The following is a 19,328-nucleotide window of genomic DNA, read 5'->3' on the forward strand; positions in this document are numbered from 1 at the left end:
TAAAACTATAAAAAATATTCATAGTAAATAATAAAAAAAACCGCTTATTATAAGCGGTTTTTTTTAACAAAGTATTTTATCCAAAAAACAGTAATATATTTTACTGTATAATTTTTGTCTGATCATTAAAGAAATAATAAAATTTCTTACTTTACCTCATTTTTCATCAATTAATTTGCCTGACGACGTAAAAATGCTGGTATTTCCAACTGATCTTCTTCACTTATAAAAGTACGCTGATCTTGTGGTACCTGAGGATGCAGCTCACCAGAACGACGTGGAACATAAACAGAAGCATCTTGAGAAAGCGCCTGAGAATTTTTATTGTAAACATGAGACTCTTTCTGCTGAGACGATCTAACAGCAGGCTCCAACCTCGCTTCTGGCTCAGCTTCTTCACGATGTGTCAAGCTCTGTTTCAAACGCTGCCAAAGATTACGAGGACCTTGATCAGTCACAAATGTTCTTTGACTTTGTCCATGAGCAACAGGTGGAAAATCCTTTAACTCAGGCATACGCATTGGAGCGCGCGCTTGCATTTGTTTTGGTTGCACTGGCTTTTCTTTTTGCTTCACAAGCCCTGTCATCTCATCAAGAACATGCGCTGTTGCCTCCATACTCACAGGAGCCGTCATCGCCTGTTGAGAACCACGGCTTACTTGCATACGAGGCACATTTGATCTCTGTTCCTGAACAGCATTTGAACCATACGCAACAGCATTCGTCGCACTTCGTGTCGTCATTGAGTCTGCAGGATGTGCAAAAATTTGACTTTTGGGACGGAACTGTTCTCCGGTTGATTTACCCTTCTCTATTTCAAGTGATTCGATTACTTCTACCATTGACTCAGAACGCAGAGGCGAAGATTGAACATGAAAAGAACTGTGTGACGTTCCAGGATCGCTCTTGCGTATTGAAGAAGCAGTCCTTTGAATCTGAGGATGAGAGGACTGAACCACATCACTAACTTCACGATCAATACCGGTGGCAACCACAGAAACACGAATAACACCTTCCAATGACTCATCATCAATAGCGCCAAAGATCACATTCGCATCAGCATCTACTTCTTCACGAATACGATTAGCAGCTTCATCAACTTCAAAGAGAGTCATATCACGACCACCCGTAATAGAAATCAATAAACCACGCGCCCCACGCATAGAGGTATCATCCAACAATGGGTTTGCAATAGCAGCTTCAGCCGCAGCCAAAGCACGCCCATCACCAGATGCCTCACCCGTTCCCATCATGGCTCGACCCATTTCGTGCATAACAGAACGAACATCAGCAAAATCAAGGTTAATCAAACCCTCTTTAATCATCAAATCCGTAATGGAAGCAACACCAGAATAAAGCACTTGGTCAGCCATAGCAAAAGCATCAGCAAACGTTGTCTTATCATTTGCAATACGGAAAAGATTTTGATTGGGAATAACAATCAATGTATCGACAGACTTTTGTAATTCTTCAATACCAGCCTCTGCCGTTTTCATACGACGTGCGCCTTCAAACTGAAACGGCTTTGTCACAACACCAACAGTCAAAATACCTTTTTCACGCGCTGCGCGAGCAACAACGGGAGCAGCTCCTGTTCCAGTTCCTCCCCCCATACCAGCAGTAATGAAAACCATATGAGAGTCTGCAAGATGATCAATAATTTCATCAATACATTCCTCCGCCGCCGCTTGTCCAACTTCCGGCAAAGCCCCAGCACCCAAACCTTCTGTCACAGCTGCCCCAAGTTGGATAACACGTTCAGCCTTTGACATAGCCAAAGCCTGTGCATCCGTATTTGCAACAACAAAGTCAACTCCCTGAAGACCAGCATTTATCATATTATTCACGGCATTCCCGCCACCACCTCCAACACCAAAAACGGTAATGCGTGGCTTCAATTCCGCGATATCTGGCCGATGCAGATTAATCGTCATTTTCTTTTCCTTCTCATAAGACACCGCAAGCCAAAGCGATGAAATTTATCCAACTAGACACTTAACTAAAAACTCTCACGCAACCACTGACCAACACGCTGAAAATATCCACGCGTGCCCATCGATAAATGATTTCCTGCCGCCTGCATTGTTTTTTCTTCAAACCCCACCAATTGCGGATAAATTAACAACCCAACAGCAGATGTAAACGCCGCCCCTTTTGCAAGAGAAGGAAGCCTCGAAATACCTAAAGGCCGCCCGATACGAACATTTCTTCCTAATATAGTACGTGCCATTTCTGGCAATCCTGTTAACTGGCTTGCTCCCCCAGTCAAAATAACACGTTTACCAATGATATGACCAAAACCAGAACGATTTAAACAATCACGGACCATTTCTAAAATTTCTTCAACACGCGCACGAATGATACGCCCAAGAACCGCGCGAGGATATTGAGTTTCACGCTGTTCACTCCCAATTTCTGCTACATTAATCATTTGCCGCTCATCAGCACTTGTTAAAAGTGCTGAACCATAAACAACTTTTAAACGTTCCGCCTCTGTTAAAGACATAGAAAATCCGCGCGCAACATCAAGAGTCACATGATGCCCCCCAACAGCAAGAGCATCCGCATGAATAAATTTCCCCTCAAAAAACACTGAAAATGTTGTTGTTCCACCACCAAAATCAATACATGCAGCCCCTAAACGCGCCTCATCATTCATCAAGACAGCAAGACCACTTGCAAAGGGAGTAGCAACCATTGCTTCAACACTCAAATGTGCACGATTAATACAAGTTTCTAAATTACGCAAAGAGGCTGTTTCTGCTGTTACCACATGCACGTCGACACCAAATGTTTCCCCTGCCATGCCAATAGGATCAAAAATTCCTTTATCTCCATCCAATACATAAGAAACTGGAACTGAGTGCATAACATGACGTTCAGCATCAAAGGCTTTACGCGAAACATCTGAAAAGGCCATACGCATATCACGCTTGGTGACTTCACGACCATTCAAATGGACCTTTCCATTAATCAAAGCACTTTGTAATCGACTTGAGGAAAAATTCACAATCACTGAATCCACCACCAAACCCGCCATTTTTTCTGCCGCATCAACAGCCAATCTTATGGATTGTTCTGCTGCAAACATATCCATGACAACACCAGATTTAATACCACGTGAACGCTGCACTCCAAAGCCTAGAATTTCCGTAGAATGTGTACGACCATGTAAATAGTGCGCATGCTTCAAAGGACGCAAACAAGCAATAAGACAAACAATCTTACTTGAACCGACATCAAGTACCGTTAAAAAACGTGTTTTACGCCCCTTCAAATGATGTGATCTGAGCAGCATCATAGGCTTCCTGCCTTTCGCGCTTTTAAAATACGTTCTTCTTCTGCTACAGTAGTATGATAACGCTCCAACGTTTCATCTGATAAAGAAACAGTAATTCGATCAGCAAGACGTAAATCAACACTGAGAATATCGCGAGATAAAAGATCTTGCATTGTACCGGACGAAAAAAGAGAAGAAAGCCTTTCAAGAGCACCATTTTCAGGCAACATAACGCGCATTCCATTATTCAAAACAAGATCCCAACGTCGATCACCTACCCGCACAAAAGCACGAATACGATCATATACTTCCGGATAGACTGACAGCGCTTGAATAAACACTTTAGCAGCATTTTGTGCACCCTGCCCAACCACAAGAGGTAAATCCCGAACAATTTCCCCTTTAAAAGGCACAATGACACGACCTGTATTATCAACAATATCCATTATGCCATCATGTTGCCAAATGGCATAGGGTTCACGCTCCACAATGGAAATGCGCATTCTATTGGGATAAATTTTCTGAACATTAGCCGATTGCACCCAAGCCTGTTTTTCCAAAAGAGAACGTGCTCTTTCAACATCAAAAGTGAATATAGAAGGCGCAACATCAAGTTTTAAAATTTTAAAAATATCCTGCTTTGCCAAGCGCTTATTACCGCTTATATCGACATGAGTGACCACAAAACTACTATCCAATATGATCGTATTTACGATCACAGCCATCTGACCACTTGATGAAAGTCCATAAAAAGCCGTAACAAAGAAAAACCATACAACAGCAAAAGAGCCGAAATGGCGTGGAATATGAATATTGACAAAAACAAACTCAAACATAAACCGGAGAAAACGACGATAAAGACGTGGCAAAGCCGGCACTGAAAGCACCTCCATCGGAACATTTGTTTTATTAACATTCAACGCATACATGATGCGTCCTCCACCATCCATTGAACAATATCGCCGTAAGTACGGCCGCTCGCTTTTGCAATATCAGGAAGAAGAGACGTCGATGTCATACCGGGTTGCGTATTAATTTCAAGCCAAACCAATTCTCCCGTTTTCTCATCAAAACGAAAATCAGAACGGCTAACACCTCGACACCCTATCGCCTGATGGGCTGCTAAAGACATTCTTTGCACACTTTGGTAAATATTTAGTGAAAGTTGTGCAGGACAAATGTGAAGAGAACCACCCGTTTTATATTTCGAGTCATAATCGTAGAATGGAAAGTGTTTATCGGGAAGAATTTCACACACATCCAGCACTTCATTCCCCAAAACAGCACAAGTCAATTCACGACCAGGAATATATTTTTCAATCATCACCTCATCAGCATACCCCCACTCAACTCCCCCAATACTATGCGGCGGTGCTGCTTCATTTTCCTGGACAATGACAACACCAAAACTTGATCCTTCACACACAGGTTTAATTACATAAGGAGGCTCCATGGGATGCGTTTGTCCCAAAGCAAAGCGGCTCATGATACGAGAAGGAGCAACACAAACCCCAAAATTTTCAACGATAATTTTTGCACGTCCCTTATCCATTGCCAAAGCGGATGCCATCACACCAGAATGGGTATAAGGAATTTTTAAATATTCAAGAATCCCCTGGATCCGGCCATCTTCACCAAATGGACCATGCAATGCATTGAAGGCAATATCGGGCTGCAACTGTTCAAGAACAGAAGCAATATGAGCGTCAACATCCACGCGGCTCACGCGATACCCCTGCATCTCTAGAACATCAGCACACGCCGCCCCCGAAGATAAACTTATAGACCGTTCAGAAGAAAAACCTCCCATTAACACAGCTATATGTTTATCTTTCATAATAAATCACCCTCTTTCGCATACTATATGTAGTCTATATAGAATACATCAGCACCACATACAGGAAAAACAAAGTTTATCCTTGCGAATCAATAACCTAGCATTTTGCATAATGAATCAGACTCAAAAGCCTGATGCAAGAGATTCTTTGTTAATTTATTGATTCTTAATAGAATTTTTTATTATCTCTTTGAAATGACTCAATTTTTTATTTTCACTTTTTTAGTGAACAATAAATCAATGAAATGGATCAAAAGGAGAAACACTTCGACCACGCTCAAATTGACCAATACGCTCTATTTCCCATTGTAAAAGGTGGGCTGAATTTGCAAAAACACGCGCACGCACTGTTTCTCCCAATGCTTCAAGATCATATCCTGTTGCTTGCCCTGTATTAATCATAAAATTACAGTGCATTTCACTCATTTGAGCGCCACCAATCTGTAAACCACGACACCCTGCTTCATCAATCACGCGCCACGCGGATGTATTCTCAGGATTTTTGAAAGTTGACCCCCCTGTTTTTTCGCGAATAGGTTGCACTGTTTCTCTGTGGAGGGCAACTTCATCCATAGCAGCACGAATATCATCTTTATTGCCGAGTCTTCCTTCTAATAAAGCAGCCGTAAAAATAAAATCTTTAGGAATATCACAATGGCGATAGGAATAATGCATATCTTTCACACTCAAGATATGACGTTGCCCTTTACGATCCAGCGCATAGACCTCGACAACACGCGCTGCAGTTTCAACACCATTCGCACCCGCGTTCATTTTGAGAGCTCCTCCAAGACCTCCAGGAATACCATGATAAAAATGAAAACCTGCAATCTCAGCTTCTAAAGCGGCAGCAGCTAAATGTTTATCCGCCGTACCAGCACCAACTAAAAAGCCTTTTGGAGAAACTTGCTTCACTTTCCCAAATTTTTTTGGCGAAAGACGAATCACAACACCAGGAACCCCCCCATCACGCACCAGAAGATTAGAACCAATACCGACAATTGTTACAGGAACAAATTCAGGCAAATTTTGAAGAAAGAGAGCCAAATCTTCTTCATCAACAGGCTGATAAAAAAGCTCTGCCAACCCGCCCGTGCGAAACCACGTTACCTTACGCATCTCAACATTAGGTGTAAGCTTTCCTCTCACGCCACCCAACAGTGGTTGCAATTGCGCCAATAGCGCCTCACCATCAATGTGCTGAAAATTTACCATGACCATCCAATACCGCTAATTGATGAGGCAACGCACAAGCCCATTGTGTGATATTGCCAGCACCAAGAAAAACAACATAATCCTCTGCCTGAGCAAATTTTGAGACAAGAGACACGACATCTTCCAGACTATGTATCAAGCGCACATCACGATGACCCGCCATTTTAATATGCTCTACCAATTCTTGAGAACCAAATCCTACAATAGGCTCTTCACCAGCCGCATAAACGGGCGTAATCAACACTGTATCTGCATCATTAAAACAAGCAGAAAAATCATCAAATAAATGATACAAACGTGAATACCGATGGGGTTGTGCAATCGCAATAACACGCCCTTTTGCACTCTCACGTGCTGCACGCAAAACAGCCTTTATTTCAACAGGATGATGTCCATAATCATCAAATATTTCAATGCCACGCCAATTTCCTGTTCGCGTAAAACGCCGTTTTACTCCGCCAAATTCTGCTAAGCCCCTTTTTATAGCTTCATTTGAAATGCCTAGTTCATGCGCAATAGCAATCGCCGCCGTTGCATTAGCAACATTATGCTGCCCTGCCATGGGCAAAAGCAAATTTTTCAACTCAATCTTTCTTCCTGTTTTGCGTGAGCGAACAAGAACATCAAAATGCGTTTTTTGACCATCCATCGAAAGATTAAGAAAACGAACATCCGCTTGTGGATTTGCACCATAAGTGATCACCCAACGATCATCAATACGGCCCGCCAATGACTGAACCTCTGGATGATCAAGACACAAAACAGCAAAACCATAAAAAGGAACATTTTCTACGAATTGCCGAAAAGCCTCACGCACAGCATCAAAACTTCCATAATGATCCAAATGCTCAGCGTCAATATTAGTAATAACAGCAATATCAGCAGGCAGCTTTAAAAATGTACCATCACTTTCATCAGCTTCAACAATCATCCAATCGCCATCTCCTGTACGAGAATTCGTACCATAAGCATTAATAATACCGCCATTAATCACCACTGGATCAAAATGACCAGCATCAAGAAGGGCTGCGACCATTGATGTGGTTGTTGTTTTACCATGTGTACCACCCACCGCAATTGCACGCCGAAACCGCATCAGCTCCGCCAGCATTTCTGCACGTCTGACAAGCGGCAAATGTCTTTCCTTTGCAGCAATATACTCAGGATTTGTTTTTTTAACGGCAGTAGAAAAAACAACAACCTCTGCATTCCCTAAGTTTTCAGCACAATGACCTATATAAACGTTAATTCCTTTTTTCCGCAAACGTTCAACATTTGCACTTTCAACTTGATCTGACCCTTGAACTTTATAGCCAAGATTATAAAAAACCTCCGCAATTCCACTCATACCGATCCCCCCGATTCCGATAAAATGGATAACGCCTATATCAAGTGGCATTTTCATTAAAAAGCTCCTCTTTTATATCTGACAACAATCGCCCTGCAATTAAGGACTCAGCCATATCAGCAAGGCAACGGGTTGCATGAGGTTGTCCAACTTTTTTTGCAGCAAGCGCTTGTTTTTCCAATAAATGGGGCGCACAACAAGCGTGCATTAAAAGAGAAAAAAGCTTTTGTGCATTTAAATCTTTTTCTGATACAATTTGCGCACCACCTACACGAGCAAGCAGAGCTGCATTGGCAGCCTGATCATGATCTAAAGCATGGGGATAGGGAACAAGCAAAGCAGGTCTACCAATCACCGCTATCTCACAAACGGACGAAGCCCCAGCGCGCGACAAAATAAAATGAGCATGTGCCATACGTTCAGCCATATCATCAAAGAAAGGAGCAACTTCTGCTTGTACGCCCATATCACGATAGATTTTGATCAACCTTCCTGCTTCACCGCGGACTTGCTGTACAATTCGTAAACGTTTACGGTTCTTATCATCAAATAAAGCAATAGCTTCTGGAACAATATGTGAAAAAGCAGAAGCCCCTTGGCTACCTCCAAAAATCAAAAAATTAAATGGCTTTTCTCCCTCTGAAGAATGATAAGGAATTTTGGCCGCCTTCAACACAGCCTCACGGACAGGATTCCCCGTCAAAAGTATTTTATGAGCATAAGCGCCTTTTGGTGACAACAAACCACCAGCGATTGCACGCACAAAAATTGCCAACACCCGATTGGCACGCCCCATAACAGCATTTTGTTCATGAATAAATGTTACACGCCTCGTTAAGGACGCAATAAAAAGAGGAGGAAAGCTCGGATACCCCCCAAATCCTCCAACAAGAACAGGACGTAATTTATAAAACAACGCCAACGATTGCCCCATCCCCCTTAGCAAAGACCAAAACGTCTTTATCAGAGCAAAAGGATGGCGTCGTGTAAATGTTGCCGATGAAACGATATGAATATGCCCTTCATCAAAGCACCGAACAAAAGGTCGTGCTCTTTCATCTGTTATTAAATGAACATCATATCCACGCTGCCTTAATTCAACAGAAAGGGCTTCAGCAGGAAAAAGATGTCCACCTGTACCACCAGCCACCAAAACAATAACTTTTTTATCATTCATAAGGGGTATCCAAGACAGAAGAGGAAGAAAAAGCTGAAAGGCGCGCTTCTGGCCAACGACGTGTTAAACTGAGCAAAATGCCCATTGAAAACGCAATCGCCATCATCGAAGAACCACCATAAGAAATAAAAGGCAATGTCATGCCTTTTGGAGGAATTAAGTGAAGATTAACGGCCATATTAATCGCTGATTGAAAGCCAATCATCATTGCTATGCCAGTAATACCAAGACGTATAAAGGAATCACGTGTATTCATGGCTATATACAATGAACGCATAACGATAAAGCCAAAAAGCATCATAATTAATAAACAAAGAATAATACCATATTCTTCAGCAGCAACGGAAAATACAAAATCTGTATGGCTATCAGGAATGATACGTTTTACTGTTCCCTCCCCAGGGCCTTGCCCAAACCAACCACCATTCAAAATAGCCTCACGTCCTACATCCACTTGAAACGTATCCCCTTCACCTGTCAAAAAACCATTAATACGCTCGCGCACATGATGCAGAAAAAGATAAGCTAAAATAATTCCTACAACGCCTAAAATGAGAAAGAGAAAAATAATGGTAAGAGGTACACCAGCAATAAAAAATAGCCCCCCCCATGTTGCACTTATTAAAACTGTTTGTCCAATATCAGGCTGCAAAACCAGAAGCACACAACAAATGGCATAAAGTAGAATCGCTAACGTATAACCCAGAATTCCCCTCCTGCGTATCTGTTCTGAAAAAAGCCAAGCGGACATAACCACAAAAGCTGGCTTCATAAACTCTGAAGCCTGTACAGAAAAACCAAATAGTAGAATCCACCTCCGTGCTCCCTTTAATTCTGGACCCCAAAATAAGGTTGCAACCATAAGAGCAAGCGTTACAATGAGCAAAAGAGCACATAAACGACGAATATTAGAAAGCGAAAAAAAGGAAATGGTAACCATCGTAAAAAATGCTGAAATGCTAAAAATGATATGCCACCGAACAAAATAAAAACTATCAGCAATTCCGATTTTTTTTGCAATAATAGGGCTGGCAGCAAAAGACAGCATAATGCCAATTCCCATTAAAATTAAACAAGCTGCAAAGATAGAGCGATCAATCGTCCACCACCAATTAGCAATTGGATCTCTATCTGCACGCGTCACCATGATATCCACCTTATCCATTTTATAAATTATCTCAAAGTGATATGGTTCCCCAGCCTGTTTAACAAACACTTTAAAAACTAAATTACACAAAAAAAGATTCTGGAGTCTTAACGCAAAAATATTTTTTTATAACTGATGCTTTTTTATTGTAACTGCATCACAAAAGAGACAAATGCTTCGCCTCGCATTTCATAATTTTTAAATTGGTCATAACTTGCACAAGCAGGTGACAAAAGAACCGTCACCTCTTTTTCCTTACAACCCATTGCGTCAACAGCTGCTTCACGCACCGCATTTTTCAAAGTTAAACTCATAGAAAAGGGAAAAGCAGATCCAATAGTGCGAGCAAATTCTTCTGCCGCGCTCCCAATCAAATAGGCTTTACGAATTTTAGGAAAAAATTCTCTAAGAGACTCTATCCCTCCCTTTTTTGCCTGTCCCCCAACAATCCAAAAAATATCATTAAAGGTGGAAAGCGCAGGAGCTGTTGCATCTGCATTAGTAGCCTTGCTGTCATTGATAAACAAAACCGCCCCCATTTTACGCACCTGCTGCATACGATGATCCAACCCTTTATAACTTGCTAAATGCTTGTTCACAGAAGGATCAGTTATTTTTAAAGCCTGCAATGTTGCTAATGCCATAAGGGCATTTTGCGCATTATGACTCCCACGTAACACCGCCATAGGAGCAAGATCTGCAAGCATATGGCGCTGTCCTTGACGAACAGAAAAGAGCTTGGTCCCATCTGCATAAAAACCATTTTCAACAAAATGATCCTTGGAAACTGCCTCAATTTGCTTCCCATCATGAAGTAACTGTTGATATAAAACCCGACAAGCTGCATCATCAACTGAAATGAAAGCCTGAGAAGCCTGAGCAATCAGATGCCTTTTGGTTTGCACATAACAGGCAAAACTCCCATGTCGATCAATATGATCAGGTGTTAAATTCAATAAAAGTCCAATGGTCGGCTGAAGAGAGGGAGTAAGATCAATTTGAAATGATGAACATTCAATCACATAGATACGTTTTTTAACAAATGGCTTAAGCGTCAATATTGCCTTTCCGATATTCCCCCCCACCTGCACATCATAACCCATTTTTTCCAACAAATGCGCAAGTAAAGCCGTTGTGGTTGACTTTCCATTCGTCCCCGTAATCGCAATGAAAGGAACATCTTGGTCACAAAAACCATAATGCTGTAAAAAATGCTGGCGCGCACGAACAAATAATTCAATATCACCGATAATTTCTATATTTTTTTTTCGTGCTTTTTCAACAACCCAATGGGGTTGAGGATAATTTAAAGGAACTCCAGGAGCTACAATCAATGCAACAAATTCTGACCAATCTTCATAACGGAGATCTCGCGTTGGAATATTGTGCCGAAAAGCCATCTGCACGCTTGAAGGACTATCATCCCACGCCACCACTTCTGCACCGCCACGCATCAATGCTTGTGCCGTTGCTAGTCCAGACTGTCCCAACCCAAACAGAGCAACTTTTTGACCTTTATAACACGTAACAGAAATCACATTCTCACCGCAATTTAAGTGTTGAAAGACCTATGAGAGCGAGAACAATTGAAATAATCCAAAAGCGTATCACGACTTGGCTTTCAGTCCAGCCTTTTTTCTCAAAATGATGATGTATCGGTGCCATAAGAAACACTCGTTTTCTTGTTAATTTGAAATAACCAACCTGAATAACGACCGAAAAAGCTTCCACAACAAAAAGCCCACCAATAAGAGCCAAAACAATTTCGTGCTTCGTAGCGACTGCAACAGTCCCTAATAATCCTCCAAGAGCCAACGAACCAGTATCTCCCATAAAAATAGCTGCAGGTGGTGCATTAAACCATAAAAAACCAAGCCCTGCCCCAACAACAGCTCCCAATAAAACAGCCAATTCACCTGCTCCCGATACATAATGGATTTGGAGATAATCAGCAAAATTCATATTACCAGAAAGATAAGCAATCAGAGCAAAAGATAAGGCTGCAACCATCACAGGAACAATAGCAAGGCCATCAAGTCCATCCGTCAAATTAACCGCATTACCCGTCGCGACAATAACAAAAGCAGAAAAAGGAATAAAAAACCAGCCCAAATTGATAAGATAATCTTTCAAAAAAGGCAAAGCGAATCCAGATGAGCCAATTTGTAGGATGACAAAAGCAGCAATTGCGGCAACACAAAACTCCAAACTTAACCGTGCTTTCCCAGAAAATCCTTTGTCTGTTTGTTTTGTGACCTTAAGATAATCGTCATAAAATCCAATTGCCCCAAAAGAAAGCATAACCAATAGCGATACCCAAAAATAAATATTCGATAAATTACACCACAAAAATGCCGATACCACAATACCGGTTAAAATCATCAATCCACCCATTGTAGGTGTTCCAGCCTTTTTAAAATGTGTTTGAGGACCATCCGCACGAATCGGTTGCCCCTTACCCTGCCGCAATTTAAGAGAAGCAATGATGCTAGGTCCAAACAAAAAGACGATGAGCCCCGAATTAAGCATAGCCGCTATCGTGCGAAAAGTAATATAACGAAATACATTCACACCTGGAAGCCAATCACTAAACGAAGAAAAAAACAGCATCATGGTACAAAAAACCTCTTAAAACTATGAAGAAACCGCTTTATAGCGGTCAAGCAATGCAGTCACAATATTTGATGAACAAAGGCTATTGGATGATTTAACCATAAGCAGATCCCCAGAAGAAATTTCTGCTAAAAGGAGAGATAAAATTTTCTCAATATTTTCAGCATAATGAACCTTAACACCAGCAGACAAATCACTGACTAAAGATTTCATCGCCTCACCAAATAGAAAAACCGGATTAGCACCGGAAAGACGTATTGGCTTTATTAAATCACGATGAAGCTTTTCACTATACTCCCCTAACTCTAGCATATCTCCTAAAATAGCAATTCGCCGCCCTTCTTCCCCGACTGGTCCTGTAGCAAGAAGCTCAAGCGCAGCACGCATAGAAGCAGGATTTGCATTATAGCTTTCATCAATGAGATAAAATTCACCCCCATTTGATAAAGACAGTCGATAACGAACACCTCGCCCCTTTTGAGAAGAAAAATAGCGAAAAGAAAGAAGAACAGGCTCTAACTCAACTCCCATAGCATCACAAGCAGCAATAACCCCTAAACTATTTTGCACAATATGGCGTCCTGGAGCACTAATTTGAACCTTCCTATCCCGCCCCCCAATACGCACAATCATAGAAGTACTATCAGTTAGAAGACGTATATCTCGCGCTTGATAATCAGCATCTTTAGTCTCACCAAAGCTTAAGATCTTCTTTACACCGTATTTCTTTGCTTTTTGAACAAGATAAGAAAAAAAATCACTATCCGCATTTAAAATGGCAATTCCTTTTTCATCTAATCCTTCAAAAATTTCAGCTTTTGCCTTTGCTATTTCTTCAAGATCTTTGAAAAAACCCATATGTCCTGCACAAATATGCGTAATGAGAGCAACATGCGGACAAACAAGTTTGACCAGAGGGCGAATCTCATCTCTATGATTCATGCCAATTTCAAAGATACCATAATCACTCTCCATAGGCATCCGCGCTAAAGTGAGTGGAACCCCCCAGCAATTGTTTAAAGAAGCGAGATTCGCATGAACATTCCCAACCGTTGCAAGTGCTTGTTTCAAAGCCTCTTTTGTCGTTGTTTTTCCCACCGATCCTGTTATCGTGATAATCTTAGCTCTTGAACGTTTGCGTGCAGCTTGTGCAAGTTTTTCTAAGGCTTGCAAAACATCAGGAACAACAATAAGTGGAGCCGATATCTTTTTCATATCCCTCAAACGGTGTTCCGCAACGATAAGAACGCCTGCACCTCGTTCATAAGCTTGCGCAGCAAAATCATGACCATCAAGATGATGCCCTTTAATGCAGAAAAAAACATCCCCTTCCGCAAGAGTACGGCTATCAATGGAAACCCCAGAAAAAGTTTCTGGCAGGCTTCCCATTACAACACCATTAACTGCAGCAACAAGTGCTTGCTTATCCCATAAAGTTGTCATTTCTTTCGGTCCTCTAAAGCTTCTATCGCTTTCAGACGATCTGAAAAAGGATAAGTTGTCTGCCCTATAATTTGGCCATCCTCATGACCTTTTCCAGCAATGATTAATGTATCACCAACTTTCAAAAGCTCCACCGCGTAAGAAATAGCCTCTCCACGATCTGCTATCTCTATTGCTGTTGGCACCGCCTGTAAAATATCCTTGCGTATTTTTTCTGGCATTTCTGTGCGAGGATTATCATCCGTTACAATAACAATATCCGCTTTATCCGCCGCAATTTTTCCCATCAAAGGTCTTTTTCCTTGATCACGATCTCCTCCACAACCAAAAACAACGATCAAACGCCCTTGCGTAAAGGGACGAACAGAAAGCAAAACCTGCTCCAAAGCTTCTGGTTTATGGGCATAATCAATATAAACAGGCGCATTATTTTCTGTCTTTCCCACAAATTCCAACCGCCCAGGTGCCCCCTGCAAAGTTTCAAGCGCAGAAAAAACCTTACGAGGTGAAACACCAGTTGCAATTGCTAACCCCGCTGCCATAAGCGCATTGGCTACCTGAAAATCTCCAGCCAAAGGCAAATCAAATGTATAAATATTATTTTCCACACGACACTCAATACACTGTTTTGAGCGTTGATGTTCAACACGATTAATCGTGATAAATTGCCCCTTACGACCAATTGTCAAGACACGGCGGCGTGCTTGTGTAACAACATCAATAACCTTTTGTGAATAAACATCATCAGCAAAAATCAAAGCAGGAGAAGATACAGGCAAAAGTGTATCAAACAACCTCATTTTAGCCCGCAAATAATCCTCTACCCCCGTGTGATAATCCATGTGATCTCGCCCTAAATTAGTAAAGGCACCAGCCGTTAAACGGACTCCATCAAGTCGTCCTTGATCAAGCCCATGCGAAGAAGCTTCAAGAGCTGCATGAGTCACACCTTCATGAGAAATTTCATAAAGAAGACGGTGCAAGACGACCGGATCAGGTGTTGTGAGAGAACCATAAACATTCCGTTTAGGAGAAACAACACCAACCGTTCCTATACTCGCAGCACAAAATCCAGCATAAGTCCAAATTTGCCGAAGAAAAGAGACAACAGATGTTTTACCACTTGTACCAGTCACAGCAACGACCGTTTCAGGCTGAGAACCGTAAAAACGTGCAGCTGCCAACGCTAAACTATGACGAACATTAGAAACACGTAAAATGGGAACAGATAAATCCTCAAGAACAGCAGGACAGTCTGTAACGATTGCTCGTGCGCCACGCTTTATCGCATCATCTATATAGTGTCTTCCATCACTTTTTTTCCCCTGAACAGCGACAAAAACATAGCCCGGCAAAACTTGCCGAGAATCCACACTTATTCCTGTTATTTCTATTGAAGAAAGACTTTCATCTTCAACACATTCTGTAAAAACTGTTCCAAACAACATAACGATGCACCTTTGTATTTATTTTACTGTTGTTTAACGAAACTTGAATTGCTCTTTTTACTTAAAAGAAGCTCATATTCTTTTTTAAAATCGGGTTTTACACCAAGAAAACTAGCTGTGCGACGAACAATATTAGCAAGCATTGGTCCAGCATTCATTCCCGCTGTTGCTGAGCGCTGTCCCTCTGCAGGCTTTGGTTCATCAATAATTGTTAAAACAACATAAGCAGGATCTTCAATAGGAAAAGCAGCAAGAAAACTATTGAAATTTTTTGTTTTAGAATATTTTCCATTTTCAACTTTTTCAGCTGTTCCTGTCTTACCACCTACACGATAGCCTTCTACTTTTGCATTACGTCCAGAACCAATATCACTATTTAATTGATAAAGGTAACGCATATTTTGACTTGTTTTAGCCTGCAAAACCCGTTTTGCATGGTGCAGAGTTTGTTCTTTTGTCCGTTTTAAAAATGTCGGAGCAATTAACCAACCACCATTCATTAAAGCAGCAGCCCCGACAGCTGTTTGCAAGGGTGTTGTTGCCATACCATGCCCAAAAGAAATCGTCATAGAATGGATATCCTTCCAATGATGTGGTACAATAGGGTGGGCAACTTCAGGCAACTCTGTTGTGAGACGATCCAGTAATCCAAGTTTTTGCAAAAAACCACGATGTTTATCAATCCCTATCGCCAATGCCTCTTTAGCAGAACCAATATTAGAAGAATAAATAAAAACCTCCCATAACGTTAAGGGTCGATTTTTTCCATGAAAATCATGAATAGTATACCCACTACTTGTTTTTATTGGTTTTGAAGCATCAATAATACTGTTTAAATAAAAAATATTGGAATCAAGTGCCATGGCTGTCGTAAAACTTTTAATAATTGATCCCATTTCAAAAGCTCCTGCCGTCATCCGATTGAGACGATCACTTTTTAAAGCTTCGATAGGATTTCCAGGATCAAAATCTGGTAGTGATGCCAAAGCCAAAACTTCCCCCGTATGTATATTTAAAATAACAGCTCCTGCAGCAATTGCCTTATAACGCTTCATAGCCTGAATAAGTTCATCATGAACAATTGCCTGAACACGCACATCAATCGAAAGCTGAACTTGTTTTAATGATTCTTCCATGGCAAGACCAGCGGCACGCAAAGCACTCAACCCCGCATCATCAATATATTTTTCCATACCTGCAATGCCCTGATTATCAACATTCACCATACCGAGAATATGGGAAGTTACAGGTCCATCAGGATAAAAGCGACGAATTTCAGTCCGAAAACCAATTCCTGGTATACCAAGAGCCATAATTTGCGTCTTCTGCATTGGTGTTAACCCCCGCTGTATCCAAGAAAAACTAGATTTTCTTTTTAAGCGCTTATAGGTTTCCTGCCAATTAAGATCAGGCAAAACTGTTGAGAGCAATTCAATTGTTTCATCCACATCAATAATACGTCGTGGCTCAGCAAAAAGTGAATAAGTTTTAATATCTGTTGCCAATAAACGACCATTACGATCAACGATATCAGGCCGTGCCATCAATTGAAGAACTCCTGGCCCTTTTGCTTCTTCAATCTGTCCACCTTCCAACCCATAAGAAATAAGGCAAGCCCCCATGATGCCATATAAAATTAAAAAGCAGAACAACGAAAAAAGCAAACGTGGACGACTAGAATAGGGACGACGAACAGAAACATTATGATTATTCAACGAATTCTTTAAGCGCTTTTTCTTCTGTGAGAATAAAAAAGTCGATTTCATTACTGCGCGCCTTTTTGGACAACACTATTGATCTGAGAAGCCCGATTATTTGTCAAAATATTTTGATTATCTTCCAAGATATTTTGTTTAATCACTTCTTCAATTTGATCATGTACCCATACCGGAATGTCTTTAAACTCCACGATTTGACGCGGCTGTATAACCTCTAACCCAAGTTCTTTATGATAACGTTTCGCAAGTTTTTGCATGCGTGAAGGACTTATCATCACAGCCCACTCAGCATGAAGCAAACTTACCGTATTTTTTGCTGCAGCAATTTCATGCTCAAGATGAAGAACTTCGTTCATTCGTTTTTGAACATCATATTTTACCTTATAAGTAAGTCCTGCCATACAAATCATAATCAACACTAAAATCATATCAAATGTACGAAAAACTGTCATTTTTTGCTGCCTTCAAAACTGGCAATCTCTGCTAAACCAAATAATTTCATATCTGCTGCAAGAGCCTCTGCTTCAGTCCGTACACCAATACGCAACCTCGCAGAACGTGAACGAGGATTTTTCTGTAACTCCTCTTTAGTTGCCGTGATCCCACCTCTAAACAAAGGAAAAAATGTTGCTGGAGCAGCCTTTATTTCTGGCAGATAGCGTGATCTCATACATTCTCCAGAACGAGCCGAAAAAAATCTTTTGACCATACGATCTTCAAGAGAATGAAAACTGACAACCCCCAAACGGCCTCCAGCTTTTAAAACGCGTTCAGCAGCAAATAAACCACATGCCAATTCACCAATTTCATCATTAACATAGATACGAAGAGCCTGAAATACACGTGTTGCCGGATGAATACGATCTCCCGGTTTACGTCCTATCAACGTTTCGATAGCATCCGCCAAATCACCTGTACGCAAAAAAGGCTGCACAACACGACGCTTTTCAATCATCCGTGCAATTCGCCCCGCATAACGCTCTTCCCCTAATATCTTAAAAATACGCGCCAAATCCCTTGCTTTTAAATGATTGACAACATCGCTGGCTGTAAAACCAGTCTGAGCCATTCGCATATCCAATGGACCATCTTTTTGAAAAGAAAAACCTCTTTCTGCTTCATCAAGCTGCATTGAAGAGACACCAATATCCAAAATAACTGCATCCACCTTCTCTTCAACGACACGATCGAGCTGTGAAAACGCCATATGGACCAAAAGAAGGCGTGGAAAAAATTCTTCAACAAGCGATTGTCCTGCACTTATAGCATGAGGATCACGATCAAGAGCAATCACCTGTGCCCCTGCCTTTAACAAAGCGCGCGTGTAACCACCAGCACCAAAGGTGCCATCAATCACTTTTGCTCCAACCAATGGCATAAGCCCAGCCAAAACTGGCTGTAACAACACTGGAATATGGCGTTCAGCTCTTTGATCCTGCTTTATCAAAATAATCCGTCTTGAAGTTAGGCTGTCTTAAATCAACAGCTCTCTCATGGCAACTGATCTTAGAATAACCTGGCCTTCAACTTTCACATTAATCACAATGAACGAAAAAACTAAAGTTATCCCAAAACAGATCCTAACGCATTATACTTAAAGAAATGTTATAATTTTTTAAAACACTCTTTGCTCAAGTGTCCATTTCAAACACATAGACTCCATAAAAGACCATATATAATTGATCTTATAAAATATCGCGTATCATCATGAAATATCAGTCGGCCTATAAGCCGGGTTCTGTAGAGTAAAGCTTACACTTTACATGGCAACCATTCATCTGGGACGGATGTTACCATCCGCCTCGTGCAACCTACCCGAATGACTCGCCCGGAAATCGGCTGCAAATTAAATTTTGCACGTCATTTCTATTTGGTCTTGCTCCCGGTGGGGTTTACCTTGCCACATTCATTACTGAATGCGCGGTGGGCTCTTACTCCACCCTTTCACCCTTACCTATAAAAATAGGCGGTTTACTTTCTGTGGCACTTTCCCTAGGGTCACCCCTGCCGGGTGTTACCCGGCACCGTCTTTCCATGGAGCCCGGACTTTCCTCACCTGCCGTATTTCAGTATCAGACAAGCGCGGCTGCCCAGCCGACTGA

General features: G+C 41.4%; 15 protein-coding genes and 1 other RNA gene. All 16 read right to left on the bottom strand.

Translation table 11 applies throughout. The annotated features are described in order from the left end of the window. Window positions 1–170: 170 nt before the first annotated feature. The gene (gene ftsZ / locus ACFIJW_RS01405) at window positions 171–1,934 is read right to left on the bottom strand and encodes a cell division protein FtsZ (RefSeq protein WP_375632991.1); all 1,764 of its coding nucleotides are present in this window, start codon (window positions 1,932–1,934) and stop codon (window positions 171–173) included. 65 nt (window positions 1,935–1,999) lie between these two features. Further along, complete coding sequence (gene ftsA / locus ACFIJW_RS01410) at window positions 2,000–3,301, bottom strand: cell division protein FtsA (RefSeq protein ID WP_375613372.1); 1,302 nt, start codon at window positions 3,299–3,301, stop codon at window positions 2,000–2,002. Next, entirely contained in the window at window positions 3,298–4,209 is a 912-nt protein-coding gene (locus ACFIJW_RS01415) for a cell division protein FtsQ/DivIB (RefSeq protein WP_375618227.1), read from the bottom strand. The genes ftsA and ACFIJW_RS01415 overlap by 4 nt, the downstream gene beginning before the upstream one ends. Beyond that, on the bottom strand, window positions 4,197–5,117 hold the full coding sequence (locus ACFIJW_RS01420) for a D-alanine--D-alanine ligase (protein ID WP_375632993.1): 921 nt from the start codon (window positions 5,115–5,117) through the stop codon (window positions 4,197–4,199). Before ACFIJW_RS01420 ends, ACFIJW_RS01415 begins: the two co-directional genes overlap by 13 nt. A gap of 237 nt (window positions 5,118–5,354) precedes the next feature. After that, complete coding sequence (gene murB, locus ACFIJW_RS01425) at window positions 5,355–6,332, bottom strand: UDP-N-acetylmuramate dehydrogenase (RefSeq protein WP_375633054.1); 978 nt, start codon at window positions 6,330–6,332, stop codon at window positions 5,355–5,357. Continuing rightward, a complete protein-coding gene (gene murC, locus ACFIJW_RS01430; protein WP_375632995.1) occupies window positions 6,310–7,737 on the bottom strand; it encodes a UDP-N-acetylmuramate--L-alanine ligase in 1,428 nt (475 codons plus the stop codon). Before murC ends, murB begins: the two co-directional genes overlap by 23 nt. Further along, a complete protein-coding gene (murG, locus tag ACFIJW_RS01435) occupies window positions 7,721–8,857 on the bottom strand; it encodes an undecaprenyldiphospho-muramoylpentapeptide beta-N-acetylglucosaminyltransferase (protein WP_375632997.1) in 1,137 nt (378 codons plus the stop codon). Before murG ends, murC begins: the two co-directional genes overlap by 17 nt. Beyond that, entirely contained in the window at window positions 8,850–10,004 is a 1,155-nt protein-coding gene (locus tag ACFIJW_RS01440) for an FtsW/RodA/SpoVE family cell cycle protein (RefSeq protein WP_375632999.1), read from the bottom strand. The genes murG and ACFIJW_RS01440 overlap by 8 nt, the downstream gene beginning before the upstream one ends. 143 nt (window positions 10,005–10,147) lie before the next feature. Further along, window positions 10,148–11,542 carry a UDP-N-acetylmuramoyl-L-alanine--D-glutamate ligase gene (gene murD / locus ACFIJW_RS01445; protein ID WP_375633001.1) on the bottom strand — a complete coding sequence of 465 codons (1,395 nt, stop codon included), beginning with the start codon at window positions 11,540–11,542 and terminating at the stop codon, window positions 10,148–10,150. 4 nt (window positions 11,543–11,546) lie between these two features. Next, window positions 11,547–12,617: a phospho-N-acetylmuramoyl-pentapeptide-transferase gene (gene mraY, locus ACFIJW_RS01450; protein WP_375633003.1), complete on the bottom strand. Its 1,071-nt coding sequence runs from the start codon at window positions 12,615–12,617 to the stop codon at window positions 11,547–11,549. 21 nt (window positions 12,618–12,638) lie between these two features. Then, on the bottom strand, window positions 12,639–14,060 hold the full coding sequence (gene murF, locus ACFIJW_RS01455) for a UDP-N-acetylmuramoyl-tripeptide--D-alanyl-D-alanine ligase (protein ID WP_375633005.1): 1,422 nt from the start codon (window positions 14,058–14,060) through the stop codon (window positions 12,639–12,641). Continuing rightward, window positions 14,057–15,508 (bottom strand): UDP-N-acetylmuramoyl-L-alanyl-D-glutamate--2,6-diaminopimelate ligase, encoded by a 1,452-nt coding sequence (locus ACFIJW_RS01460; RefSeq protein WP_375633007.1) that lies wholly within the window; start codon window positions 15,506–15,508, stop codon window positions 14,057–14,059. The genes murF and ACFIJW_RS01460 overlap by 4 nt, the downstream gene beginning before the upstream one ends. Window positions 15,509–15,531: 23 nt before the next feature. Further along, window positions 15,532–17,274 (bottom strand): peptidoglycan D,D-transpeptidase FtsI family protein, encoded by a 1,743-nt coding sequence (locus ACFIJW_RS01465; RefSeq protein WP_375633009.1) that lies wholly within the window; start codon window positions 17,272–17,274, stop codon window positions 15,532–15,534. Then, entirely contained in the window at window positions 17,274–17,678 is a 405-nt protein-coding gene (locus tag ACFIJW_RS01470; protein ID WP_375633011.1) for a hypothetical protein, read from the bottom strand. Before ACFIJW_RS01470 ends, ACFIJW_RS01465 begins: the two co-directional genes overlap by 1 nt. After that, window positions 17,675–18,673: a 16S rRNA (cytosine(1402)-N(4))-methyltransferase RsmH gene (rsmH, locus tag ACFIJW_RS01475; RefSeq protein ID WP_375633013.1), complete on the bottom strand. Its 999-nt coding sequence runs from the start codon at window positions 18,671–18,673 to the stop codon at window positions 17,675–17,677. The genes ACFIJW_RS01470 and rsmH overlap by 4 nt, the downstream gene beginning before the upstream one ends. Window positions 18,674–18,937: 264 nt before the next feature. Next, an RNA gene (gene rnpB, locus ACFIJW_RS01480) (RNase P RNA component class A) lies at window positions 18,938–19,328 on the bottom strand.

The sequence above is a fragment of the Bartonella sp. MM97QHHN genome (assembly GCF_042194285.1).
Lineage (GTDB): Bacteria > Pseudomonadota > Alphaproteobacteria > Rhizobiales > Rhizobiaceae > Bartonella.

Coding starts and splice junctions, on each gene's coding strand:
- ACFIJW_RS01415 (WP_375618227.1), bottom strand. CDS start 4,209: ATGTATGCGTTGAATGTTAATAAAACAAATGTTCCGATGGAGGTGCTT.
- ACFIJW_RS01470 (WP_375633011.1), bottom strand. CDS start 17,678: ATGACAGTTTTTCGTACATTTGATATGATTTTAGTGTTGATTATGATT.
- ACFIJW_RS01420 (WP_375632993.1), bottom strand. CDS start 5,117: ATGAAAGATAAACATATAGCTGTGTTAATGGGAGGTTTTTCTTCTGAA.
- ACFIJW_RS01440 (WP_375632999.1), bottom strand. CDS start 10,004: ATGGTGACGCGTGCAGATAGAGATCCAATTGCTAATTGGTGGTGGACG.
- ACFIJW_RS01460 (WP_375633007.1), bottom strand. CDS start 15,508: ATGTTGTTTGGAACAGTTTTTACAGAATGTGTTGAAGATGAAAGTCTT.
- murC (WP_375632995.1), bottom strand. CDS start 7,737: ATGAAAATGCCACTTGATATAGGCGTTATCCATTTTATCGGAATCGGG.
- ftsZ (WP_375632991.1), bottom strand. CDS start 1,934: ATGACGATTAATCTGCATCGGCCAGATATCGCGGAATTGAAGCCACGC.
- murF (WP_375633005.1), bottom strand. CDS start 14,060: ATGACAACTTTATGGGATAAGCAAGCACTTGTTGCTGCAGTTAATGGT.
- ACFIJW_RS01465 (WP_375633009.1), bottom strand. CDS start 17,274: ATGAAATCGACTTTTTTATTCTCACAGAAGAAAAAGCGCTTAAAGAAT.
- murG (WP_375632997.1), bottom strand. CDS start 8,857: ATGAATGATAAAAAAGTTATTGTTTTGGTGGCTGGTGGTACAGGTGGA.
- murB (WP_375633054.1), bottom strand. CDS start 6,332: ATGGTAAATTTTCAGCACATTGATGGTGAGGCGCTATTGGCGCAATTG.
- ftsA (WP_375613372.1), bottom strand. CDS start 3,301: ATGATGCTGCTCAGATCACATCATTTGAAGGGGCGTAAAACACGTTTT.
- mraY (WP_375633003.1), bottom strand. CDS start 12,617: ATGATGCTGTTTTTTTCTTCGTTTAGTGATTGGCTTCCAGGTGTGAAT.